Raw genomic sequence first — 22680 nt, forward strand, 5'->3', positions numbered from 1 at the left:
GACGAGGAAGGCAAGCCCATGACTGCAGAACATAAGCCAGCATCGGAGACGACCGTTTCCCGGGACCGTAAAGCTCCACCGATGTCCGTGCGGGCGGTGGCCGGCATTGTCGGGGGACTGGCCGGTGGGGCCGTCTTCGGGATCCTGATGGCGATGATGGGCATGCTACCCATGATCGCTTCCTTGGTCGGATCCACGTCGGTCGGCGTCGGATTGGCCGTCCACCTGGTGATCTCGGTCCTGATCGGACTCGCCCTGACGATACCTGCGGCCGGCTTGCTGTCGGGAAGCCTGCTGAAGAGCATCCTTGTGGGCGCCCTCTATGGAGCGTTGTGGTGGGTGCTGGGACCGCTGCTGATCATGCCGGGGATGATGGGGATGCCGCTGTTCACCCTTGACGGGGCCTCCGTCACCTCGTTGATGGGCCATGTGATCTACGGGCTTATTCTGGGACTGGTCGCAGCGATGATCACCCGTCGCCGCCGATGACAGCTCCCGGGCTGAACGCCGCATGCTCCACCACGATCCTGTCCGCCGCGACGAAACCTGCGAAGGTATGGGCACCGCACGAACAGGAGGTCGAGATATTGGCTGCAATAGGAGAGCCCTTCAGCTGCCTGAACGCTGTGGAGCTTTTCGCGGACCTCACCACCCAGGACATGGCCGCGCTTGACCGGATGTCGCCCCCGCGACTTTTCCGCAGCGGGGAACTCGTCTTCAGCCAGGCCCAGCCCGTTAGCGCCCTGTTCATCCTCAAAGCAGGCAGGATCCGCATCTTCCGGGTAGCGGAGGACGGAAAAACCCTCACCATCGCCATCCTGGAACCAGGCGCCGTGTTCGGCGAAATGCTCCTGATAGGCCAGCAGATGTATGACAACTACGCCGAAGCCATCGAAGACTCGATCGTGTGCCAGCTCAGCGCCGCGGACGTCGAGGAGCATTTTCTCTCCAACCCCAAGGTGGCGGTGAAAATCTCGCGTCTTCTGGGCGAACAGGTCGCCAGGCTCGAGGAACGCCTGACGGACATGGCCTTGCGTCCCCTCTCCGCACGCACGGCCGCAACACTACTGAAACTCGCCGAGACAGCCCCTCGCAACAGGTTCACGCAATCTCAGGCAGTGAAACTGACTCACGAGCAACTCGCGGGGCTACTGGGGGCAACACGCGAAGCAACCAGCAAGACCATGTCGGACTTTGCAACCCGCAACCTGATCCGGCAGGGCAGGGGACGCATCATCATCGAAAACTCTGCAGGCCTCCGACGGATCTCCCGCACCACCTTCTAACCCATTTCCCTGCTCGACTCGCAGTACGTTCACGCCCTGATTGTGGCGCGCAGGCTGCCAGGTTCTCCCACAAGATTCCCATACCCGAAAAACCCCGATGAAAGAAGGAACACGGATGTCACGCATTACCGTTCACACCCGCGAAACCGCTCCTGAAGAAAGCCGCGACGAGCTCGGCGCCCTGGGCCAAAAATTCGGGAAGGTCCTGAACATCCACGGCGCCATGGCCCACTCGCCGGTTGTCCTGCAATCCTATGTGGCACTCCAGCAGGTCATCGGCGACTACGGGACCTTCGATGCCCGTACCCGGGAAGCCATCGCCCTTGTAGTCGGCAACGTCGACGAATGCACTTACTGCCAGTCCGCCCACACCATGGGAGCCAAAGCCGCCGGCCTTACCGAGGACCAGACGATCTCGATCCGGAAGGGCGACGTCGACTTCGACGACAAGCTCGCGGCCCTGCTGGAACTGGCACGGCAATCAACAGCGAACAAGGGAGCAGTGAAGGACAGTGCTTGGCAAGCCGGACTCGATGCGGGATGGACCGACACCGAGCTCACTGAAATCTCGGCCCACATCGCCCTGAACCTTTTCACCAACTACTTCAACCACCTGGTCGACACCGACCTCGACGTCCCAGCCGCCGCGAGGCTCTGAAAAGCCGCGCGTACCCGTGCCGACCAATCCCGGCGCGGGCACGTGCGCCCTACCACCCAATGCCTCCACGGCTACGAATGAAGAGGCAGAACGGCAAGCGACCCAGGAAGGCGCAATGAATATCGAACTGCTCCACATCCCGGAGTGCCCGAACTCTGAAGAAGCCGCGTTGAGGCTCACAAGCGCGTTGAACGCCCTTGGTAGGACCGACCTCAAGGTGCACCAAGTGGAACTGGCATCTAACAGTGACATTGCAGGTACCGCTTTCGCCGGATCACCGACGATAGCTCTCGATGGTGTTGATATTTTCCCCACAGGCGGAACCACTTCCGACCTGGCCTGCCGCATCTACCGAACTTCGGACGGCATCGCCAGGCTGCCCACCGCGGGACAGATACATGCGGCGTTGGAACAGATCCTCAACCAGTGACCGTCCGGTCAGTGATCCGGAGAATCCGATACTGACCGGCGTCTCACACTCCGCATGAGGGACTGCTCGTCGTCGACCTCGCCGTTCCCCCGGAGATGGGCGGCTCAGGGGGCGCGACGAATCCCGAGCAGCTTTTCGCGATCGGCTACGCTGCCTGCTTCCACAGCGCGCTGAAGCTCGTCGCGAGTCGCAGCAAAGCAGCGATCAGCGATTCGGCCGTAACCGCTGAGGTGAGTATCAACGCAGTCGATGGCGGTGCATTCCAGCTCGCCGTGGCCCTGCATGCCGAGATCGGAGGGGTGGACCAGATGACGGCGGACAGGCTCGCCGAGCAAGCACACCAGATCTGCCCGTACTCCAACGCCACCCGCGGCAACATCGAGGTCACTATCGACGCCACCATCGGCTGATTCGTACCACCTTGACGACGAGAGGCTCCGGATGAGCTGGGGCCCTCGTGGTGAATTGGAACAGACGCTCCTTGCGCAGCAAGACTGCGAGCTGCTTCATGATCGTCGTATCGAACAACGCGGTTCGGAGCGAACCCGGTGTAAGCCATCACGGGATGCCGCTCGATCTCAAATCTTCGAATTGGGCAGCACCGCGGCCGTCTGCGAGCTTCACGGTAGGTGCACCAGTTCATTTTAGAGACCGTGCCGCGGGCGGAACAGTTGGAGCAATCGCTGGGTAAGAGTCGGTTGGAAGATATCAACGGCTACTCGCAGCGTGTTTCCTTTCCTCAGTAGTCATTTCTAGGCGACGGTCCGCTACTTCCGGGCAGTGGTGATGTGTACCAGGTCCATCAACGCCAGCACCGTCACGATGATCGAGACGGCCACCACCGCGAGCATCAGGTGAAGCCCGGTCAGCATGGCCATCGCCGATTCCGCGTCGTGCAGGAATCCTATTCCGCCGGCGGCTCCGACGATCCAGAACACGATCACCGCGGTGAGCGCGAACGCCGATGGCATGAACCTTTTGTTTTCTTTGATCCGCTGCATGTTGCTCCCCAGCCCAGTCCCCGATGATGCACTCATTGTGCTTGGACCGATGTGACGAATGGGTCAGGTTGAAGCTCGTGTCGGTCACGATTGGGCGGCGGTTGGTATTGCTCCAGCGCGGGTCGGGCGAGGGCAGTGCCTCGCAGCCCGGTGGGGATTCCAGGTAGTTCCGGAGTGTGTTGGTTGCCGCCATGGCCTTTGTGCTCAGAGGATCCGGTGCTTCGACCGCACCTACGGAGCCGGAGGCGGACCCGAGTGATTGCCGCACCACTGAGCTTGTTCCTGGCGGTTCAGCCACCTGTGGATGGCTATGAGAGAGCGAGCCCCGGCACTACCGTGTTCTCCAACGAGGAGTGGGTAGTGCCGGGGCTTTTTGATCCTCACTGGCTGGCAGAGGCGCCGACGTGAGGGAGCGCTTTACTTCTTGAAGGCGTCCTTGATGTTTTCGCCGGCTCCCTTGAAGTCAGCCTTGGACTGGTCTGCTTGTCCTTCAGCTTTCAGGCTCTCGTCGTTGGTGGCGTTGCCGTGGCCTTCCTTGACCTTGCCGGCTACCTTCTCGGCGGCGTTCTTGATCTTGTCGTCCAATCCCATGGCGATCTCCTTTTTTGGTGATCGGGCAACCGGTTGGTTGCCCGAATTCTAGTAATGCTCCTGGCTGGTCCTGAACTGAACATACGCACCCTGGAAGTAGGTTTCTCTGTGGCCGTTACAGAACTGCGGTTTTGTCGCTACCTCGACGGTTCGTCACGTTCACGATGACTGCCGTTTTCCGTAGAGGTGTTTCCAGGGCGGTCTCGAGGTTCGGGGTGACTGTTGCGTGGATTTGATCGACAATGCTGCGTACATCAGCTCGCGGGTCGAGCTTGATGTCGAGGTTCAGTTCTGGTTGGGATGCGCTTCCCCGCAGGAGGGCGGTTGCGGCGTTCACGCCAGGAATCCTTTCGACGTCGACCTCAACAGCATCCGAGATGACGCGTGGTTCGCAGTTCGTCTGCCCGTCCACGCCGTCGTCGCTGTGCAGGCGGAAAGTGCGGGCCTGGTTGCGTTTCGGTACCTGTGCGAGCAACCACCCCAACACCAACAGACCAACGACAATGGCCAGACCAGCGACAATCACTGCGGCAAGTGTCGTCGCGAAGATGTCCTCGAATCCTTCTGGTAGGGCCTGATCGCTGGGGGTAGCGGGTTGCACGCCGATGCCAGTTGACGCGGCGAGGCCGGATGCGGCCCCGGAGGCCAGAAGAAGGCCGGCGGCGCCGAGAAGCAAGGACACCAGCCCGACGATAGCCAACCATGTCCGGTTGAGCTTGCCTGCGGTTTCCCTCATCGGACAGTCCTTTCGTAACGTGCGACCGATTCATCGAACTCAGAGGTCGGCATGCTCAGTGCGCCCGCGTGGCCTGATGCGCCGTGCTGGAAGCAGGCCTGATCCGAGACGAATTGTGGTGCGTGGGTCATGGGGTTGTCCTAACCCGTACCGTGACGCGGGGTGAGGGGTCAACACCGATCTGGTCGAATTTTCGTTCGAGGGAGCTTTGCAGCTTCCCTCTGAGCTCGGGCGCATTGTGCAGGGGAGTACGGACATCGGCTGTGACTTTCCGGGCTGTGGCTGTCACGGATGCGGAATCGACTCCGTCAGCCTGGTCCAGGTGCGTGCTGGCAATTTTCGCCAGCCCCCGACGACTGATGACCGTTTCGGCGGACCGGGAATCGGCTCCGTCAGGACCACGCAACCGTAGGGTCGTGTGTTTACCGGGCAGGATCGCGGCCAGGAACAGGACCAGACCCACGATGGTGAGGATCACCGCAGCCGTCCATATTGCAGGGCTCGCCCAGGTGAGCCCGGAGAGCGACTGGCGGATGGGCGCCAGAAAGCTCGGCCATGTCCCGGTGATCAGGCGGCTGATGCCCACCCACGCACCCGTAACCGCTAGAGCCAGAAGGATCAGGGATGTGATCGTCGCCGGGACGGTCCGGCTGGAGCGACGGCGGAGCGGCTGTGAACGTGCACTCGGGCTCATAGGAGTTCCCTTCGACCATTGGTGTTCGTATCGCTGACCAGGGCGTCGATGTCGATATCGACCTGCCGCACATCGACGCCGCAACGGGCGCTGACCTCGGTGCGGATCTGCTCGCGCAGGCGCTCGGTTGTAGCCCGCAAAGGCACCGGGTACCGGATGCCGACCCGGACGTGGATGGACGCAGTCAGGCCGTGGAGCTGGACCTTCACTTTGGGGCGGGTGTCTTCATTATCGCGGGTGCCGATGCCAAGGAAACCCCCAGTTGTTCCGTGGACGCCGGGAGTTTCAACAGCAACCTGGCCGGCGATCTTCTCGATCGCTTTTTCCGAGATCGTCAGCCGGCCTCGATCAGCTGCGTCAACTGACGGGGATGACTGAGGTGATGCCGTCATCGGCGGGTACTTGAACGTCCGGTCAGGGCGCCCAGATCGATTTTGCCGTCGATGACGCGGGCGATGAGAAGTCCGAGGGCGCCGAATACGGCGACGGTCAGGAACTCCCCGAATCCGCCGAATGCAGCGGCCCATCCCAGGACGAGACCGGCTAACAGGCCCATAGCTGTCGTGCTCATAATCGGTGCCTTTCATAGAACAAACGTAGGAACAACGGGTACTGAGAAATCTGATGGAAACGAGTGCTGAGAGCGCGGCGATGAGGGTGGTCCGCGACTGAGGCTGGTCGGGAAACTCCTAACCAGCCTCAGTAAATGCGCCAAACTTCACCTGCCCACAAATGACCCTTCCGGATGTCTACACGGCATCCGGAAGGTTCTGGCAGACGGTGTGCCGGGAGAGAGCGCTGCGGGGGTGTTACTGGAGTTCGCTGCGACCTGGGTCGTTGCTGTCCTTCCGGTCATCCTCGGGCAGGTGGACGTCGGTGACGTTAATGTTGACCTCGAGGACCTCGAGCCCAGTGGCATCCTCAACGGACTGGATGACGTTGCGGCGGATCATCTGGCTTACCTCAACGATCGAGGCGTTGTGCTCCACGACGACCGTGAGGTCAATCGCGGCCTGGCGTTCGCCCTTTTCGACGCTGACGCCGCCGCTGACGTTGGTCTGGGATCCGGGGATGCGCTCGGAGAGGCTGCTGAACGCGCGGCGTCCCGAGCTGCCCATCGCATACACGCCAGGAACTTCGCGGGTAGCGATGCCGGCAATTTTCTGGACCACGGTCTCAGCGATGGTGGTGTTGCCCTGCTCGGTTTGCAGGGGACCAACCGGGCGGGTCTGCTCTACATCCTTGGACTGCCGGGCGGCCTGGCGCTTCTGCTCCTCACCGGTAGCTGGGACGGCGGCCGCGTGGGAAGCTGTGCTGTTCAAATCTGCCATGTGAGTGCTATCTCCTCGTAAGAATCTGGTTGCGTACACAGATAAAGACGCTGGGCATTCGAAATCGTCACGCCGTCGCCGCAATTTTTTCATGATGCCGATTCATGCGGCACAGAGGCGCTGACCGAGCGTCGCTCGCGGCAAGCAGGGCGGGGACCCTTGAGGGAGGGGTCTTGACGGGTATGGGCGAGGAGTCGTTTAGGCTGATCGGAGGTTCCAGTTGCAATGCCCTTGAAATTCGATGCTCTCTCCCGGAGCTAGCAGCTTGAGGGATCTCAGACAAAGGAGAGGGACCGAGTGGATCAGGCAGAGCCTAACGACGGGTCTCGATCTCGCGTCTCGGAATACGGTGATGAGTTCGTGCGTAACAGTCCACCGGGAACTGCCGGGGCCAGTTCGGATGTTGGTCGCCCATCACGCTCCCATTCCCCCCAGGATCCTCTGTCCACCCGAGATCCTGGCGAGGCTCGAACTGAAGATGAAGGAGAGGGCGGAAACGGGGAACCGTTGGCTCCCGGGCTGGAGGATCTGCCCGTGCCCGGGACCGACACACCGGGATCCCTCATCGGTTCCACACCTGCTACGAGGGAAACATCCCTGTCCGACCCTCGAGGTCACTCAGCCCCACCGCTCACGGCAGAAGATCCTCTGCCCGCCCCAGCCGGTGGTTGGCATGGGGGCCGGGGGGTGTCCTTGGATGACCTGGACGAGCTGACGATCGTTGCTCGCGCCCAGGACGGAGACCTGGAGGCATTCGACTGGCTGATCACCGCCTATCAGGGAGGCGTGTATCGGCTGTGTCTGAGAATGCTCAATGATCGCTCGGACGCCGAGGACATCGTGCAGGAAACCTTTATCACGGCGTGGCGAAGCCTGCCGAATCTCACCGTGCCTCAGGCGTTCATTCCATGGTTGTACCGCACGGCTACCAACAAGTGCCTGGATGATCTACGACGCCGTCAGCGCCGGCCCTCGGACCCGACGGCGGAGTTTGACGCTGTCGAGCAGGCCACACGATCGGCGGGACAAGCAGGGCAAGGGGCCGCCTCGGGAGAACGACCCTTAGTTGGTGCGGGTCCTCCAATGAATCCTGCACAGGAGGTTGAAAACCGGGCGCAGATGCAAGCCCTGGCGGATCTTCTGCAGTCCGTGTCGCCGGGGCTTAGGGCATGCTGGTTGCTACGTGAAGTCCACGGCTTCTCCTATGGTGAAATCGCTGCAATCGTGCAACTTCCCGAGAGCACAATTCGTGGGCGCATCGCCCGGGCGAAACGATACTTGGCAGAAGGGATGGAACCATGGCGCTGAACGAAGAGCGTGTGCAGGGTGATCGTCCGCGCCTTGGCTGTGGCCGGGACCTCGATGAGTTGTGGGCTTCAATCGACAATGTCCCGACAGCACACGAGCTCACCTGCAAGGACTGCCGGAACGCCCGGTCCGCACTACATCATCTGGCCTCTGTAACCGAGTCGATGCGTGAACGCGACCGTGAGGACCCGGACCTGCAACCAGGTCAACGCGTCAGGGAAGCGATCATGATGGTCGCCCGGGCAGAAATACGCCGGGGTCGACGCGCACCGCTGACCACGACACCCCTGGGGACGATCGACATCAGCGAACAGGCTCTCACGTCCCTGATCCGGTTCGCAGCCTCAACCCTGCCCGGAGTCCATGCACGCCGCTGCACTGTCGGCACCGTCAGTCCCCAGGGTTTCAAAGCGGCCTCAACAGATCCCGTGGACGTGGACGACGTCCGAATCACCCTTCAAGTGGCGCTAGCGTCTACCATAAAAATTCCAGCCACCATGGTCCTCCTCAGGGAACGTGTTGGCACCGTCGTCCAGGCCCAGACCTCGATCACCATGAAACAGATCAACATTGTTGTGGAGGACCTTTACGATGTCTGAGAAGTCCACAGAGTCTCGAGTCGTTGATCTTGACCTCGTCGCTGACGCTCTTCGAGTCGCGCTTCTGGCCGAGCCCGGGCTACTACGCCTGGAACCCACCATCCGCAGCACCCTCACACGCCTGAAAGTCTCCTCGTCCAAGGCATTCCATCAGCGGCTCAGGCCCGACAGCGCCGAACCTACGGTCTCAAGCAGTGACGGGCTGATCCTCACTCTCGCCGACGGGGTCCTCAACCTGCAGATCGATATCGCCACCGACATCAGTCACCAAGCCTTGGGTCTAGCCGAGAAACTTCAGGCGATAGCTGCCGAAACCATCCAACGCAGTGGGCTCACTGTAGGGAGAATCGACCTCACGATCCTGTCCATTGAAGGCGCCCCCGCATTCGCAGATGCCGAACGTCCAGACCTTTAGTCAACGTCTCGGCAAAGGATGGGTTGTAAAACGTTTTTCAGACCCTAGTTCCGACGGGTTCAGGTGTGGAAGATGTCATTCAGCGTGACCGTAGTCAGCCCGCGGTCGGTGATGAGTTGTTGAAGTTGGGGGAATACCCGCGTGACGGGGAGGTAGTTCAGGTGTCCGATCACGATGTGGGCGGGTAGGAACCATTGATTGGCGAGGTCGAGGATTTCCTGGTCGGTGCGCAGGCCCGAGTCAGCCAGCGATCCGTACCACATGATGGGGGAGGTATAGCCGATCGAGGCTGCCGCCGCGTCGGTCCGTTCGTTACGGTATCCGTACGGGGGCCGGTAATACGGGCGGGGATCGACGCCGAATGTGGTGACAATGAAGTCATGGTTTCGTTGCAGCTCGCCGACGATCCCTGCGTCGCTGAGGCTGGTGAGGTCGGCGTGAGACCAGGTGTGGTTTCCGAGCTGGACCTGACCGGAGGCCACCAGTGGTCTGAGCAGCCCAGCGTGTTCCGCCCATCCCGGGTACGAGCCGTTGAGGAAGAAGGTCAGTCGGGTACCGCGCGTGCGAGCGAATTCGGTGTAGAGCCGGATGACTTCGCTGTCGGATCCGTCGTCGACTGTCCACGCGAGAATTTGTTCCGAGGTGGGCAGGCCTGTGATCACACCAGCCGGTAGCGGTACTTTGGTCACAACAGGTGCTACCGGCGATGGGGTCGGCGTCGGTGTCGTTGCTAGCGGTGTCGGAGCGGAAACGGACCTTGGAACCGGTGATCGTGTGGGCGATGCGGTCCGTGAAGCGTCAGTGGGGATGCGGGCGGGCTGAGCACAACCTGCCAGGCCAAGACTTACGCCCGCGACTATCGCACTGATGAATGTTCGGCGCTCCAAGCCAGGACCCTTCCCTCAAAGTGACGCCTCGCCGGAACACGCCAAACCCACGGCGCACCAATAAGAGTGAACAGGCGCCGAGGTGCTCTGCAGGCAAGGATGAAGACCCCGATCACCAGGACCGGCATTCGCAGCTTACAACGCCTCGCCCATAGCGCGGTCTTGTGTCTCAACCAGCCACTGGCCCACATCCCCGAGCCGTGCTCAAACCAATGCTCACGGATCACCTCGAACCGCGCGGCGGACGATTCAGGCGTCACCGTTTCGGCTCCGGATGGTGCGCCTTGGCGCGTGGATCGGCGTGAATCTTCACGGCGACTTCCCGATCACCTTGCGTTGATGGGCGTGAGAGGTGGTTCGTTGCCCAGCACGGCTAGGGCGTTGTCGGCGGCGAGTGTCGCCATTGCAGTACGCGTTTCGATGGTGGCGGAGCCGAGGTGAGGCACGAGCGCCACGTTGTCGAGCTCGAGCAGCCTAAGGTGGACATCTGGTTCGTTCTCGAAGACGTCGAGTCCGGCTCCTGCAATGTGTCCCTCCTGAAGGGCAGTGGCAACAGCTGCTTCGTCGATGATCGGCCCACGCGCGGTGTTGATGAGGTAGGCCGAGTTCTTCATGGCCGCGAGTTGTTCGGCGCCGATGAGGTGGTGGGTGGCAGGCCCGTAGGGGCAGTGCAGGGAGATGACATCGGAGGTTGCGAGCAGTTCGTCGAGGTCGACTCGCCGGGCGCCGAGCTCGGCAACGACTTCGGCGGCAAGTGCACTGCGTGACTGGTAAACAATTTCCATACCGAAGGCTTTGGCTCGGCGTGCGGTGGCCTGGCCGATACTGCCCATGCCGATGATGCCGAGGGTTTTGCCGTGCAGGCTGCTGCCGAGCAGGAAGAACATGCCCCACTTCCAGGGCTGGCCGGAGCGGATGAGTCGTTCTCCCTCGCCGAGCCGACGGGTCACCGAGAGGATCAGGCCGAGCGCGATGTCGGCTGTGGCTTCCGTGAGTACGCCGGGTGTGTTGGTGGCGATTACTCCGCGGTCGGTGCAGGCTGGTACGTCGATGTTGTCGTAGCCGACGGCGACGTTCGCGATCACCTTGAGCTGCGGTCCGGCGACGTCAAGGAGCTCAGCATCGATGCGTTCGGTGAGTAGGCTCACCACCGCATCGGCCCCGGCCACTCGTGTCAGGAGTTCCTCGCGGCTGATCGATTCAGGGCCCGTCCATGCGTCGACTTCGTGCGCGGCGCGAAGCTTTTCGAGTGCAACTTCGGGTACACGTCCCGTGACGAAGATCCGACTCATGCCGTCTCGATCCATGTGCGCAGGTGGCCGAGGCCTTCACGGATATCAGCGACCTCAATGCCGGAGTACGCGAGTCGAATGTACTGCCGCTCCTCGCCGGGTTGCCGGCGACCGAAGTGCTCCCGTGTACAGAAGGAAACCCCTGTTTCATGCAAGGCTGCGGAGGCGAACTCGCCCACTGCCGTGTACCCCAGACGCTCCATGACCTCGGTGACGTCAGGGAACAGGTAGAACGTCGACTGTGGAACGGCGACGTGCATGCCGGGAATCCCGTTCACGAGTTCACAGGCGGCGTCCCGTCGCTGGCGCAGGGTGTCGAGCATCTGCTGTACAGGTTCCTGGGTGCCACGGAGCGCCTGGATGCCAGCCCACTGAACGTAATGCGTCGTGCACGATTCATCGTTGGTGTTCAGGGTGCTGAGTATTCTGGCGATCTCGGACGGAGCGACGGCGCAGCCCAGCCGGGATCCGGTCATGGCGAACTTCTTGCTGAACGTATAGAGGATGACGGTGCGCTCCAGCATGCCGGGCAGCGACGCGATCGAGCTCGAAACGCCCTCGTAGCGCGTTTCGAAGTACGCCTCATCGGAAAGCACCCAGAGGTCGTGCTCCTGAGCGAGTTGCGCGATGGCCTCCCGCTCAGCAGTTGTGGACTCAGCCGAAATGGGGTTCTGCAGGTCGTTGTAGATGAGGGCGACAGTATTCGGGGTGATCGACGCTCTCACCTGGTCGAGATCGATAGCGAAGCCCTCACTCGTGGGCAGGTAACGGTAAGGCGTGGCTTTACCTCCCAGGTACTCGATCTGGGATTCATAAATCGGGAACCCGGGATTGGGGTAGAGCACTTCCTGGCCCGGGTTCATGACGGCCTGCAGGAACTTGGTAATTACAGGCTTACCTCCAGTCATCACCACGACATTGTCAGGGGACAACTCGACACCTCGCCGACCACCGAGATCCTCGGCGAGGGCCTCACGCAGCTGTGGGATGCCAGGACCCGGGCAGTAGCCCGTGTAGCCGTCGGCGATAGCCCGGTTCATCGCTTCCACAATATGAGGGGCCGTCGGGATGTTGATATCACCGAGATGGAAGGGATATACAGTGTTCCCCTTCACCTTCCAGGCGGCTGCGGCTTGGGCGACGCTGAAGGCAGTTTCGGTGCCTAGCCGGTCAAGTCGGTGGGCTAGTTGCTGCATACTGTTCCACTCCTCATCAATAGTGCTCTCAGATTTTTGCGGTAATTGTTGGTGCTGTGCCTTTGAATATACTCATCCGTCGTTGCGGGGGAAGGGGATTCCTAACACTCGACAACGTTGAAGGGGATGATGCAGGGCGAGGCCGCCATGGGATGTTTCCTCGTATTTGCTTTTCATGTCGGCCCCGGTTTCGCGCTTCGTTCGGATAGCGTGATCGAGTGAGACGTGATGAATGCCGTCTCCTCGGAGGGAGATCCTAGCTGCGTTGCCGGCTTTGTTGCTGGCCATTGCACAGCGGCATTGCGTTGAATGCAAAGTACTTGGACGAAGCCGCCGACGGGGTCGCAGGGTGCGGTGGTCGTATCGATCGTTTCGGGTGCTTCGCCTTGCGTGCCGGCATGTCCTCTTCGTCTCCGACTTTGGCTACCAGCTCGAGGCTGCGCCCGACGAGGGTTACGCCGGTCGGGTAATCGGCATTCTCGTTCCCGAAGAAGGCCGGCGCCACCGTCGATAGGAGGGCAGCTTTCCACGGAAAACTGCCGGTGTGCGAGTTTCTAGCTGGAACGGACGATAGGTCCAATCTCCTAGCAAGGCGGGACCTATCGTCCGGATTTCGGACGGCTACTTTTTGCTTATTGGTCCGAACATCTCGTCGATGTCAGCCATTTCCATGTCGGCGGTGGCCTGAATCAGTTCCAGCAGTTCCGGGTCGAGTCCGGGGGCGAACTCTTCCAAACGCTCGGGGGCGATGACAGAGGGCACGCCCTCGGGAGCCTGCTCGCTGGCATCAAGGTTCGTACCGTCCTTCGACGGCGAGAGCCCCTGGTAGATCTTCCCGGCTTCGGACTGGCCCTTGAGATCGAAGGTGTACTGCTTGCTCTGCAGTCCAAGATCGAGGAGCTTCTTCACCTCCGGGAACTGCTCGGCGTTCGTCTTTGGAATCGGCAGCAGCGACTTCCAGTTCACCCCCAGGCTCTCGAGCGCCTTGGCGAACCCGTTCTCATGTGCCTGGTCACGGACGATCAGGTACGAGATCGTGGACCGCGCCGTCTTGTTATCGGTCATCTCGTACATGCGGCACTTCTGCAGCCGACCGGTGGCCTCGAGCATCAGGTTGTAGAGCAGGTCTAGGGGCAGATTTCCCGAGTTGTAGACATAGCTGCCGCTCCAAGGATTGCCCGCCGAGTCCACCGGCAGCGCCCCTTGCGCTCCAACGAGGTAATGGTGGATGTTTCCCTCGGACAGGGCGAGATTCAGCGGGATAGACCCGCCTGCCCCCGGGGTGTCCAGCGGGTCGTCGAGCTTGCCCTGATAGCGTGGCGATCCATCAAGGAGGCGGGAAATCGTGGTGCCGATCAACTCTACGTGACTGATCTCCTCGGTTCCGATGCCCTGGATCAGGTCGCGGTACGGTTTCGCCGCAGCGCCGCGGAAGTTCATGCTTTGAAACAGGTACTGCATCATGGTGCGCATCTCACCGAACTGCCCGCCCAGGCCCTCCTGCAGGGCATTCGCTGCGGCTGGATCCGGCTCGTCAGGGACGATCTCATTGATCAGTTGCTGAACGTGGAAGAACATACGACCTCCTAATAGAGGGCGGCAAAGAACCGCCTTTCCCACCCTTTACCGCTTACCCTGACACCACAAGGAAAAAAATGGCGGCTGGGGCAGCGAAGCTGACCGCGGCGGCCCCCTCGCGGTGCCAGTGAAGAATCCGCTCTTGAGAAAGCGCGGACGGGGTAGCAAAGCGACTGACTTGCCGTGAAGTCCTCATCAACCAGTCGACGTCGAACTAGGCCGTGTCTCTCAGAAGCCGGTTGCCATATGGATGCCCAGGCCGAGCATGATGATGGCGATGAATATGTCGAGGACCCGCCAGGAGGTGGGGCGGGCGAACAATGGGCGAAGAAGCCGCGCGCCGAATCCCAGGCTGAAAAACCAGAGGAAACTGGCGGCGACGGCGCCGCCACCCCACCACCACCGTCCCTGATCTCCTTGCTGGTTGGCGATGGATCCAAGGAAGATCAGGGTGTCGAGGTAAACCTGGGGATTGAGCCAGGTCAGGGCCACAATGGTTGCCATCGCCGTTTTCGTCGGGATGTGTGCTGCCCGTTCCTGCACCACGAGCATCGCCGGTCGAAAAGCGCGCCGTGCTGCAAATAGTCCGTACGCGATGAGGAATCCCGCGCCGAGGATGCGCACGGCGACGATGACACTCGGTGCCCGTTCGATCAGGGCACCGATGCCCACGATCCCGGCCATAATGAGAAGCGCGTCCGACACGGCGCAAATCAGCACCACGGGTGCGATAGTCCGGTTCGTACCCTGAATTCCTAGCCGTAGAACGTAGGCGTTCTGGGCTCCAATAGCCACGATCAGGCCGAGGCCTATACCTAGTCCTGACAGGACGGACAGAACGGGATCAAGTGATGTCATGCTCCGAACCTAGAGCCCGGTTTTGAGTACGAACAGCTAACCTTTCTGATGCTGAGTAAGCTGAGCTAATGACAGCGTTTCAGCGAGACCAACTCCACGCACTTGTCGCCGTCATAGAGGAGGGGTCTTTCGACGCGGCTGCCAGACGATTGCATGTGACTCCCTCGGCAATATCTCAACGGATCAAAGCGATGGAACAAAATGCTGGCCAGATCCTCGTACAGCGCATTGCTCCCGTGACGACAACCCGAGCCGGCGACGTCGTTATGCGCTACGCACGTCAGATGCAACTGCTCGAAACGGATACAGCACGCGAGCTCAACGAGAACCTCTACCTCCAAGGCAAAAGATCGATCTCTCTTGCAGTGAATGCTGACAGTCTCGCAACGTGGTTCCTGGAAGCATTGGTGATGCTTCTGGAGAGTACTGGGGTGGTGTTTGATATTTGTCGTGATGATCAGGAGCACACCACATCTCTCCTGCGCTCAGGTGAGGTGATGGCGGCGGTGACCTCGATTGCTGCGCCTGTTCAGGGGTGCACCTCCGAGAAGATCGGGGTGATGCGTTACCGTGCGGTGTGCAGTCCCTCCTTCCATGACCGGTGGCTTTCCGGCAGCACAGATCTCACCCTTCTCAGAGACGCGCCGGTGGTGAATTTCGACCGGAAAGACATCCTTCAGGATCAGTTCTTTCGTACCTCTACCCGGCAGGATCTTCAATCATCGCGCCACTTCATTCCAACATCCGATGATTTCGTCCGCGCTGTGCTTCTAGGCTTCGGCTGGGGATTGCTACCCGAACAGCAATGCCTTCAGGCGATCGAGACCGGTCGACTTCTGGAATTGGCTTCCGATGAACCGGTCGATGTCGACCTGTATTGGCAGCGATGGAAACTTGCCTCACCATTGCTGGACGCTATTACAGACGCTGTCCGCACCACTGCTACAGCATTCCTTCATCACTAGGGAAACCAACGGGACGACAGCGTCGCCAACAGCAGTTGGGGGAGTATCGGCGTCGTGAATATCCCTGGTCATCTCAACCGGTCAACGCACCGCGGACTGAACCACTCCTTGCTCAGGGTTGCTCCTCCGTGGGTAGGGTGAGGATTTCTGCTCCGTCGGTGGTGATGGCGATCGTGTGCTCACTGTGTGCTGTCCGGCAGCCTGTCGCGCTTCGAAGTGTCCACCCGTCGGGATCGGTGACGAGTTCGGCTGTGTCCACCATGACCCATGGCTCCAGTGCCAGCAGTAGTCCGGGGCGCAGTTCGTAACCACGACCGGGTCGTCCGGTGTTCGTGATGTGCGGGTCCTGGTGCATCGTCGAGCCGATGCCGTGGCCTCCGAACTCCGTGTTGATCGGGTAGCCCGCCGCGCTGAGGACCGAGCCGATGGCATGGGAGATATCGCCGATGCGAGCTCCCGGCCGGGCGGCGGCTATTCCTGCACTCAGCGCACGTTCGGTGGCGCTGATCATCGCGACGCTCTCCGTCGGTTTCGAGTCTCCCACGATGAAACTGATGGCGGCGTCTGCGGCGATTCCTCGGAACGATACGGCGAGGTCGAGCGTCAGCAGGTCTCCATCAGCGAGGGTGTAGTCATGTGGCAGTCCGTGGAGCACAGCGTCATTCACAGCAGTGCAGATGAAGTGTCCGAACGGCCCGCGGCCGAAGGACGGCGCATAGTCGACGTAGCAGGATTGTGCTCCGGCCTCGATGATCATGGCTTGGGTCCACCGGTCGATATCCAGGAGGTTCGTACCGACCGTGCTGCGGGTTCTCATCGTTTGCAGAATGTTGGCGACGAGTGCGCCGGTGTCCTTCGCGCGGGAGACTTCGGCGGGAGTCAGGATCTCAATCATGGGTACCTCTTCCTCGTATCCAATTACTATACCGGTAAGAGTATCCCGGTATTAGAATGGGTTCCATGGTCAGACTGCCGCACACCCCCGCAGACATCGAACGTGGTGAGCGCCTTGGCGCTCTCCTGCGACGTGCCAGGGGAGAGAGTTCTATTCTTCACACTGCATTGGAGGCAGGTGTCTCACCGGAGACGCTGCGCAAAATCGAGACGGGCCGCGTAGCAACCCCGGCACTTTCGACCATTGCTGCTGTCGCCGATGTCCTTGGCCTCTCCCTCGATGCGCTGTGGGCCGAGATCAACTCCCCTGAACCGGGTTTCGACTCGGCCATCCCTGGTTCTGGAGTGCGTGAAAGGTTGGCCTCGTAAAGCCTCTTCCTGGTCGGCCGACGACACACCATCGCTGCGCTCCGACGCGCGCAGGCGGATACTGCCGGACTGTAGGGAGACGCACGCGCGGTCTGGTCCGTTGCTGTGCTGTCGGCTGTGTCCCGCTGCTGAGGGCGGACCAGTGGAGGGTGGTTATCCGCTCAACGCACCGGCACTACTTCATCGTGAACACGGATTTGCAAGCGCAGCGGTCCCGGTCTGGTCCTATGTGTCGTGCTCGGCCGGCATGTCGTCGGCCAGCGTCAAAGACGTATCGGGCAGGGTCTGGACGTTGAAGTCGGTGACCTGCCAGCCGCGGTCGGGGTGTTCTTCCAGTACGGTCCAGGCGCAGTTGGCCATGCCGGCGAACATCTCGCGCAGGTGGGCAGGGGCGTCGAAGAAGGCCATCAATCCGCTGCGCAGGGCCGCCCCGTGCCCGACCAGCACACCGGTGCCGCCGCCGCGCAGAGTTAGCGCCGCCTCCACCATCACGGCCTTCATCCGCTGGTTCACTTCCGAGGGCAGTTCGGCACCCGGAACCCGGTAGTTCTCCTCAGTGAAGAACTTCCTGTGAACGTCCGGGTGCTGCTGCCGGAACTCGCCGAAGGTGGTGCCTTGCCGGATGCCCACGTGGTATTCGCGCAGCCGCTTGTCCAACACAGGTTCCAGACCGGTCAGTTGGGCCAGTTCGGCGGCGGTATGCCGGGCGCGTTCCAGATCGCTGGACCAGAGGAATCGGGGCTTGAAGGTAGCCAACAGTTTCGCGGCCTGCTTTGCCTGCCGGCGCCCGGTTGCATCAAGTGGAATGTCTGCATGGCCCTGCGCTTTCTCCAGCACGTTCCATTCAGTCTGGCCATGCCTCCACAACACCAGGCGGGAACGTGTCCCGCCGGCCCGTATCTGCTGCATCGATTCTCCTCACTGCCGCTGGTCTCCCGAAAGCTTCCGCCCCTGATCCGAGCCTATGCCGTCCCTGTCGAGGAGGTCTGCGGTCCCGGATCGCTACGGCTTTGGTCTATTCCCAAGGGGCTGCCCGAACCGTAGGCTTCGATCTGATCCTATCCATAGCCGGGCCCGGATCCACCGGCACGCTTGGCGAGAGGCAACCAGCATGCGGACAGAGGTTCAGAATTGGTATTCGGCCCGAAGCTTCCAGGGCAGCGTATTCGACCGGCAGGAACTCGCGGCGCGCAAGCAAGGTCAACGCGTCAGCGTGGTGCTTCCGGCGAAGAATGAGTCGGTTACCATCGGAGCGATCATCACCGCGTTGCGCACCGAGTTGATGGAAGAGCTGCCGCTGCTGGATGAAATTATCGTGATCGATTCGAACTCCACTGACGATACCTCCGCGGTAGCGGCGGCCGCCGGAGCCATGATCGCGCACCAGGACCAGATCCTGCCGGACACCGGATGCATCCCCGGCAAGGGCGAAGCGCTGTGGAAGTCCCTGGCGATCGCTTCGGGGGAGATCATCGTGTTCATCGACGCGGATCTGCAGGGGTTCAACCCGCAGTTCGCGGTCGGTCTGCTCGGCCCGTTGTTGACCGATCCGCAGATTCACTTCGTCAAGAGCTACTACGACCGCCCACTTGATGATGGGGTCACGATTATGCCGGCCGGGGGTGGCCGTGTGACCGAACTCGTGGCGCGTCCCCTGCTGAACCTGTTCTGGCCTCAATTGGCCGGGGTCGTCCAACCGTTGGCAGGAGAGTACGCCGGCCGCCGCAGCCTGCTCGAATGCATCCCTTTTGTCTCCGGCTATGGAGTCGAGATCGGCATGCTGATCGATGTGCTGGAAACAGTGGGCCTGGGCGGTATGGCCCAGGTGGACCTCGGAGAACGCCGCCACCGCAACTCGACCGATGGCGAGTTGGCCAAGATGGCGATGCAGATTCAGCTCACCGTTCAATCGCGGCTGCACCGGCGCGGGCTTGCCCCGGCTGCCCCCCGCAGCGTGGAGCTGACCCAGTTCCTGCGGAACGGCGAAGATTACATCGGTGACACCGCCGTCATCGGGGTTTCCGAACGCCCGCCAATGCTTGAGGTCGGACAGCACTGGTCCATGACCGGTGAGTGGGCTTGAGTATGCGGATTCTCGTGAATGCCGGCCCGTGGCTACCCGTCCCACCCTCCGGCTACGGGGGCATCGAAACTGTCATCGCCACGCTCATTCCCGAACTGCGCCGCGCCGGCGTTCATGTCACGCTGGCTACCGTCGGCACCAGCACGATCGAAGCCGACAGCTACCTGCATCCCTTGGCTGAGCCGCAGTTCGCCTCGATCGCCCGGCCCTACAACCAGGTTTCAGGTATTGCCCACGCCCAGATGCAGGGGATTGTTCAGGCCATCTCCGACGGCGGCAGCTGGGATCTTGTCCATGATCACCTCGAAGTCGTGGGGCCTGCAGTCTTTGCCGCCATGGGTACGGCAGCCCCGCCGGTGCTGCAGACACTGCATTGGGACCTGGCTAAGCATGGCGCGTTCTATGAGGCGTTCGACGGTCGTGGTCGTATCCGGTTCGCCGCGGTCTCGCAGTCGCAGCTGGACCGTGCACCGGAGGCACTGCGCCGCCAGATCGTTGGTGTCGTCCCGCTTGCGGCCCCGCCGGCACTAGAGGTTCGGGTGGATAAAGCAGACCATGCCCTGGTGCTGGCCCGCATCACCAGGGACAAGGGGCAGGATGCGGCCGTGCGGATCTGCCGGCAGGCGGGGGTGCCGCTGGTGCTCGCCGGACCGGTCGCCGGCATTGATGATCCTGCTGAGCTGGACCGCCGCCTTGCGGCCGGTGACGCCCACCTGACGTCCCACCCCGATGTCATCTATTTCCAGGACGAGGTTCGTCCGCTGCTTGACGGACACCGGCACCGGTGGATCGGGGGTGTCGGTGGTGAAGCGAAGGAACGCGTTTTGCGTTCCGCCCGGGTACTACTGGCGCCCAACCGATGGGCCGAGCCCGGGGCGACCGGAGTGCTGGAAGCCCTCTCACGGGGCGTTCCCGTCGTTGGCACACCGTTGGGGGTGTTGCCCTCGTTGGTGCAGCACGGCCGTACCGGGTTTCTTGCCGCCGGTGAACCGGAACTGGCAGGGTTCTTGCAGAAACTGGACAGTATCCGTGCCGAGGACTGCATTGAGGCGGCGTCCGTTTGGACGCCAGAGGCAATGGCCGCCAGCTACCTGCGTTTATATGACCAGATCCTCCAGGAGACTCAGTGACCGTGAAAGTAGCTCTTATTGGAGCCGGTTCCGTTGGGCAACGCCATGTGCGTACCCTGCAGCAGCTGGGCGTCCGGATCACCAGTGTCACCGATGCCCATCCGGCGGCGGCGGAAAAGCTGGCCCGCGAACTGGACGCACAGGCCTTTACAGACCCCGATACAGCGCTGGACCTCACGGACGCGGATGCTGCCTATATCTGCGTTCCTCCTTTCGCGCACGGTTCGGGGGAGCGCGCCGCACTTTCCCGGGGTCTGCCCCTGTTCGTGGAGAAGCCGGTCGGCTTGGGCCGGGAAACGGCGGAAGAAATTGGCGTGCTCGTCGAGGCTGCCGGTGTAGTCACCGGCACCGGTTACCACTGGCGCTGCATGGATGCCATGGAGCACGCACGGGACCTGCTGGCAGAGTCACCTGCCCTGTTGGCCAACGGTTACTGGCTGGACAAGCGTCCGCCGGTCCCGTGGTGGGGCCGGGTGGACCGCTCCGGGGGCCAGGTGGTGGAACAGCTGACCCACGTTCTGGACGCTGCCCGTTTCCTCCTCGGCGATGTCGTCGAGGTTTACGCCGCAGGTGTCCGGAGCACTCCAGAAGCCAAGACGGAGGCAGCCGGCAGGGCCGGCCAGGAGCCGGATGACGTCGACGACGCGACGGCGGCCACGATGCGCTTCGCCTCCGGAGCGGTGGCCACGCTGGCTGCGACGTCCGTGCTGGCCGCCAAGCACCGGGCTGCTTTGCACACCGTGAGCCGTGGCCTGTACCTGGAGTTGTCCGAGGCCGGCCTCAGCAGCTTCGACGGCACTTCCCGAACGGATTTGGAAAGCGCGGAAGATCCACGGGTAACGGTGGACCGGGAATTCATCCAAGCCGTACGCGGAGAGCGGGAAGCCACACGCACCCCCTATGCCGAGGCCCTGCGCAGTCACCGTCTCGGCTGCGCCATCGCCGAATCGGCCCGCACCGGACTGCCCGTGAAGCTGCCCCAGGAGCGGTCCGCAGTCCACGGAGCAAGAGCATGAACCGCCGCCGCAACCTCATCATCCCGGCAGCTGGAGCCCTGGAGATTATCGAGGAGCAGTTGCCCGAAGTTCCCGAGGGCGGACTGCTGCTCGAAACCCTTGTCACCGGCCTGTCCGCGGGCACCGAGCTTGCCTTCGTGAAAGGGGACCATCCGGGGCTGCGGTCGAGCCTGGATGCCGATCTGGGCCTATTTCTGCCGCATTCCGCCGGCACTGCCTACCCAATCCGCCGGCTCGGCTATATGGAAGTCGCCCGGGTAGCGGAATCACGAACTGCCGCATTTTCTGAGGGAGATGTCCTTGCCTGTGCGTACGGGCACGCCACCGTGCATGTGGCGGACCCGCTCAACGAGCATCTGGTGCTGCTGAGCGAGGACCTTGATCCGCTACTGGGCGTCTTCGTGGCGCATCTCGGGCCGATCTGCGCCAACGGACTGCTGCATGCGGCAGCGGAGGCAACAGGAGGCACGGTTCGCGGTCTTGCCGACGGCGTGGACGGACGTCAGGTGCTGGTCACTGGTGCCGGTCCCATCGGACTTCTCACCGCCCTGTTCGCCCGGTCCCTCGGCGCACGCGAGGTTGCCGTCGCAGACTCGGACCCGCGCCGCCGCCGAACAGCGGAAGAACTGGGCTTCCTTGCCCTGGACCTGGAGGATGACCCCGGCAGGCTACTGAAGGCACGGTGGCGCCATGGCCCAGCAGACCGGGGGGCCGATGTCGTCTTCCAATGCCGTGGACGCCCCGAAGCGCTCCATGCCGCCCTCCGCGCCTCCCGCCCTCAAGGAAGCATCATCGATCTGGCCTTCTACACCAGCGGAGCGGACGCCGTGCGCCTCGGCGAAGAGTTTCATCACAACGGATTGAGCCTGCGCTGCGCACAGATCGGCAGGGTTCCCCGCGGCCTGGCGGGGCACTGGGACCGTGCCCGGCTCTCCTCCGAAACCATCAAGTTACTCCGCTCCCACGGCGATATGATTCGCAAGCACCTGATTACGGATGTCGTACCCTACGACGACGCACCGTTGCTGATTCATGAAGTCTCCCAGCGCCAAAGGCATGTTCTGACCGCCGTTTTCGCTGTAGCCCCCGCATACCTGTAAGCACGTATTGCCAGCCCGAATGATTTTGCGAGGGGATCCCTCAGCGGAAATCATCCGCCGTAGGTGCTTAGCTTCCTTCAAGGGAGCGGATGGAGGCAACGCTGCCGTTGATCGCGGGTCCGTACCGCTGAATATCAGATGTGTCGATGAACTTCACTGGATCGAGTACCGAAGAGTTGCTGAGTGTCCGGCAGGGAAATTCGGATCAATTGAAGACGCGACGGGGGTCGGGGTGGCCAGCCTTCATCTCGGCGGATCACCTC

At 61.9% G+C, this 22680-nt stretch carries 28 protein-coding genes and 1 pseudogene; 14 read left to right on the top strand and 15 right to left on the bottom strand.

What is annotated here, in order from left to right:
* The first annotated feature begins 18 nt into the window (after window positions 1–18).
* The 5 genes from IWX75_RS13285 to IWX75_RS13305 all read left to right on the top strand — a co-directional run bounded on the left by IWX75_RS13285 (window position 19) and on the right by IWX75_RS13305 (window position 2784).
* A complete protein-coding gene (locus IWX75_RS13285; RefSeq protein ID WP_334684343.1) occupies window positions 19–489 on the top strand; it encodes a hypothetical protein in 471 nt (156 codons plus the stop codon).
* Entirely contained in the window at window positions 486–1286 is an 801-nt protein-coding gene (locus IWX75_RS13290; protein ID WP_196822732.1) for a Crp/Fnr family transcriptional regulator, read from the top strand. The genes IWX75_RS13285 and IWX75_RS13290 overlap by 4 nt, the downstream gene beginning before the upstream one ends.
* A 115-nt stretch (window positions 1287–1401) precedes the next feature.
* Complete coding sequence (locus tag IWX75_RS13295) at window positions 1402–1944, top strand: carboxymuconolactone decarboxylase family protein (protein WP_196822733.1); 543 nt, start codon at window positions 1402–1404, stop codon at window positions 1942–1944.
* A gap of 115 nt (window positions 1945–2059) precedes the next feature.
* Window positions 2060–2374: a thioredoxin family protein gene (locus IWX75_RS13300; RefSeq protein WP_196822734.1), complete on the top strand. Its 315-nt coding sequence runs from the start codon at window positions 2060–2062 to the stop codon at window positions 2372–2374.
* Window positions 2375–2436: 62 nt separating this feature from the next.
* Complete coding sequence (locus IWX75_RS13305) at window positions 2437–2784, top strand: organic hydroperoxide resistance protein (protein ID WP_334684359.1); 348 nt, start codon at window positions 2437–2439, stop codon at window positions 2782–2784.
* Between the two features lie 357 nt (window positions 2785–3141).
* On the opposite strand, the gene IWX75_RS13310 is transcribed toward IWX75_RS13305, so the two are convergent.
* The 7 genes from IWX75_RS13310 to IWX75_RS13340 all read right to left on the bottom strand — a co-directional run bounded on the left by IWX75_RS13310 (window position 3142) and on the right by IWX75_RS13340 (window position 6727).
* Window positions 3142–3345, bottom strand: coding sequence for a hypothetical protein (locus tag IWX75_RS13310; protein WP_196822736.1), 204 nt, complete (start codon window positions 3343–3345; stop codon window positions 3142–3144).
* 447 nt (window positions 3346–3792) lie between these two features.
* Complete coding sequence (locus tag IWX75_RS13315; RefSeq protein WP_196822737.1) at window positions 3793–3966, bottom strand: CsbD family protein; 174 nt, start codon at window positions 3964–3966, stop codon at window positions 3793–3795.
* 115 nt (window positions 3967–4081) lie between these two features.
* Window positions 4082–4702 (bottom strand): hypothetical protein, encoded by a 621-nt coding sequence (locus IWX75_RS13320; protein ID WP_196822738.1) that lies wholly within the window; start codon window positions 4700–4702, stop codon window positions 4082–4084.
* Between the two features lie 127 nt (window positions 4703–4829).
* Window positions 4830–5396 carry a DUF6286 domain-containing protein gene (locus tag IWX75_RS13325; RefSeq protein WP_196822739.1) on the bottom strand — a complete coding sequence of 189 codons (567 nt, stop codon included), beginning with the start codon at window positions 5394–5396 and terminating at the stop codon, window positions 4830–4832.
* A complete protein-coding gene (locus IWX75_RS13330) occupies window positions 5393–5788 on the bottom strand; it encodes an Asp23/Gls24 family envelope stress response protein (protein ID WP_196822740.1) in 396 nt (131 codons plus the stop codon). Before IWX75_RS13330 ends, IWX75_RS13325 begins: the two co-directional genes overlap by 4 nt.
* On the bottom strand, window positions 5785–5967 hold the full coding sequence (locus tag IWX75_RS13335) for a hypothetical protein (protein WP_196822741.1): 183 nt from the start codon (window positions 5965–5967) through the stop codon (window positions 5785–5787). The genes IWX75_RS13330 and IWX75_RS13335 overlap by 4 nt, the downstream gene beginning before the upstream one ends.
* A gap of 238 nt (window positions 5968–6205) precedes the next feature.
* Window positions 6206–6727 (bottom strand): Asp23/Gls24 family envelope stress response protein, encoded by a 522-nt coding sequence (locus tag IWX75_RS13340; RefSeq protein ID WP_196822742.1) that lies wholly within the window; start codon window positions 6725–6727, stop codon window positions 6206–6208.
* Between the two features lie 693 nt (window positions 6728–7420).
* On the opposite strand from IWX75_RS13340, the gene IWX75_RS13345 reads away from it, so the two are divergent.
* The 3 genes from IWX75_RS13345 to IWX75_RS13355 are packed head-to-tail and all read left to right on the top strand — an operon-like array spanning window position 7421 to window position 9049.
* Complete coding sequence (locus tag IWX75_RS13345) at window positions 7421–8035, top strand: RNA polymerase sigma factor (RefSeq protein ID WP_334684344.1); 615 nt, start codon at window positions 7421–7423, stop codon at window positions 8033–8035.
* The gene (locus tag IWX75_RS13350; protein ID WP_196822744.1) at window positions 8026–8634 is read left to right on the top strand and encodes an Asp23/Gls24 family envelope stress response protein; all 609 of its coding nucleotides are present in this window, start codon (window positions 8026–8028) and stop codon (window positions 8632–8634) included. Before IWX75_RS13345 ends, IWX75_RS13350 begins: the two co-directional genes overlap by 10 nt.
* Complete coding sequence (locus IWX75_RS13355) at window positions 8627–9049, top strand: hypothetical protein (RefSeq protein WP_196822745.1); 423 nt, start codon at window positions 8627–8629, stop codon at window positions 9047–9049. The genes IWX75_RS13350 and IWX75_RS13355 overlap by 8 nt, the downstream gene beginning before the upstream one ends.
* 59 nt (window positions 9050–9108) lie before the next feature.
* Here IWX75_RS13355 and IWX75_RS13360 read toward each other — a convergent pair whose 3' ends face one another.
* The 6 genes and pseudogenes from IWX75_RS13360 to IWX75_RS13385 all read right to left on the bottom strand — a co-directional run bounded on the left by IWX75_RS13360 (window position 9109) and on the right by IWX75_RS13385 (window position 14860).
* Window positions 9109–9738, bottom strand: coding sequence for a polysaccharide deacetylase family protein (locus IWX75_RS13360; RefSeq protein WP_196822746.1), 630 nt, complete (start codon window positions 9736–9738; stop codon window positions 9109–9111).
* A gap of 524 nt (window positions 9739–10262) precedes the next feature.
* Window positions 10263–11228, bottom strand: coding sequence for a 2-hydroxyacid dehydrogenase (locus IWX75_RS13365; RefSeq protein ID WP_196822747.1), 966 nt, complete (start codon window positions 11226–11228; stop codon window positions 10263–10265).
* The gene (locus tag IWX75_RS13370; RefSeq protein ID WP_196822748.1) at window positions 11225–12424 is read right to left on the bottom strand and encodes a pyridoxal phosphate-dependent aminotransferase; all 1200 of its coding nucleotides are present in this window, start codon (window positions 12422–12424) and stop codon (window positions 11225–11227) included. Before IWX75_RS13370 ends, IWX75_RS13365 begins: the two co-directional genes overlap by 4 nt.
* Window positions 12425–12496: 72 nt before the next feature.
* Window positions 12497–12771: pseudogene (locus tag IWX75_RS13375) on the bottom strand (L-serine ammonia-lyase, iron-sulfur-dependent, subunit beta); the annotation flags it as partial.
* 274 nt (window positions 12772–13045) lie between these two features.
* Entirely contained in the window at window positions 13046–14002 is a 957-nt protein-coding gene (locus IWX75_RS13380; protein WP_196822749.1) for a manganese catalase family protein, read from the bottom strand.
* A gap of 228 nt (window positions 14003–14230) precedes the next feature.
* On the bottom strand, window positions 14231–14860 hold the full coding sequence (locus tag IWX75_RS13385; RefSeq protein ID WP_196822750.1) for a LysE/ArgO family amino acid transporter: 630 nt from the start codon (window positions 14858–14860) through the stop codon (window positions 14231–14233).
* Window positions 14861–14928: 68 nt separating this feature from the next.
* On the opposite strand from IWX75_RS13385, the gene IWX75_RS13390 reads away from it, so the two are divergent.
* Complete coding sequence (locus IWX75_RS13390) at window positions 14929–15825, top strand: LysR family transcriptional regulator ArgP (RefSeq protein WP_196822751.1); 897 nt, start codon at window positions 14929–14931, stop codon at window positions 15823–15825.
* A 112-nt stretch (window positions 15826–15937) separates the two neighbouring features.
* Here IWX75_RS13390 and map read toward each other — a convergent pair whose 3' ends face one another.
* Entirely contained in the window at window positions 15938–16720 is a 783-nt protein-coding gene (map, locus tag IWX75_RS13395; protein ID WP_196822752.1) for a type I methionyl aminopeptidase, read from the bottom strand.
* Window positions 16721–16785: 65 nt separating this feature from the next.
* Here map and IWX75_RS13400 point away from each other — a divergent pair, with 65 nt between their 5' ends.
* The gene (locus IWX75_RS13400; RefSeq protein ID WP_196822753.1) at window positions 16786–17088 is read left to right on the top strand and encodes a helix-turn-helix domain-containing protein; all 303 of its coding nucleotides are present in this window, start codon (window positions 16786–16788) and stop codon (window positions 17086–17088) included.
* A 225-nt stretch (window positions 17089–17313) separates the two neighbouring features.
* Here the strand turns inward: IWX75_RS13400 and IWX75_RS13405 are convergent, their stop codons facing one another.
* Window positions 17314–17997, bottom strand: a complete 684-nt coding sequence (locus IWX75_RS13405; RefSeq protein ID WP_196822754.1) for a histidine phosphatase family protein — start codon at window positions 17995–17997, stop codon at window positions 17314–17316.
* A gap of 202 nt (window positions 17998–18199) precedes the next feature.
* Here IWX75_RS13405 and IWX75_RS13410 point away from each other — a divergent pair, with 202 nt between their 5' ends.
* The 4 genes from IWX75_RS13410 to IWX75_RS13425 are packed head-to-tail and all read left to right on the top strand — an operon-like array spanning window position 18200 to window position 22417.
* The gene (locus tag IWX75_RS13410) at window positions 18200–19171 is read left to right on the top strand and encodes a glucosyl-3-phosphoglycerate synthase (RefSeq protein ID WP_196822755.1); all 972 of its coding nucleotides are present in this window, start codon (window positions 18200–18202) and stop codon (window positions 19169–19171) included.
* 2 nt (window positions 19172–19173) lie between these two features.
* Complete coding sequence (locus IWX75_RS13415) at window positions 19174–20301, top strand: glycosyltransferase (protein ID WP_334684345.1); 1128 nt, start codon at window positions 19174–19176, stop codon at window positions 20299–20301.
* Entirely contained in the window at window positions 20298–21317 is a 1020-nt protein-coding gene (locus IWX75_RS13420) for a Gfo/Idh/MocA family protein (RefSeq protein WP_196822756.1), read from the top strand. Before IWX75_RS13415 ends, IWX75_RS13420 begins: the two co-directional genes overlap by 4 nt.
* Complete coding sequence (locus IWX75_RS13425; RefSeq protein ID WP_196822757.1) at window positions 21314–22417, top strand: zinc-binding dehydrogenase; 1104 nt, start codon at window positions 21314–21316, stop codon at window positions 22415–22417. The genes IWX75_RS13420 and IWX75_RS13425 overlap by 4 nt, the downstream gene beginning before the upstream one ends.
* Window positions 22418–22680 lie beyond the last annotated feature (263 nt).

Source organism: Arthrobacter sp. CAN_A6 (genome assembly GCF_015751715.1).
In the GTDB taxonomy this organism is placed as follows: domain Bacteria; phylum Actinomycetota; class Actinomycetes; order Actinomycetales; family Micrococcaceae; genus Arthrobacter_D.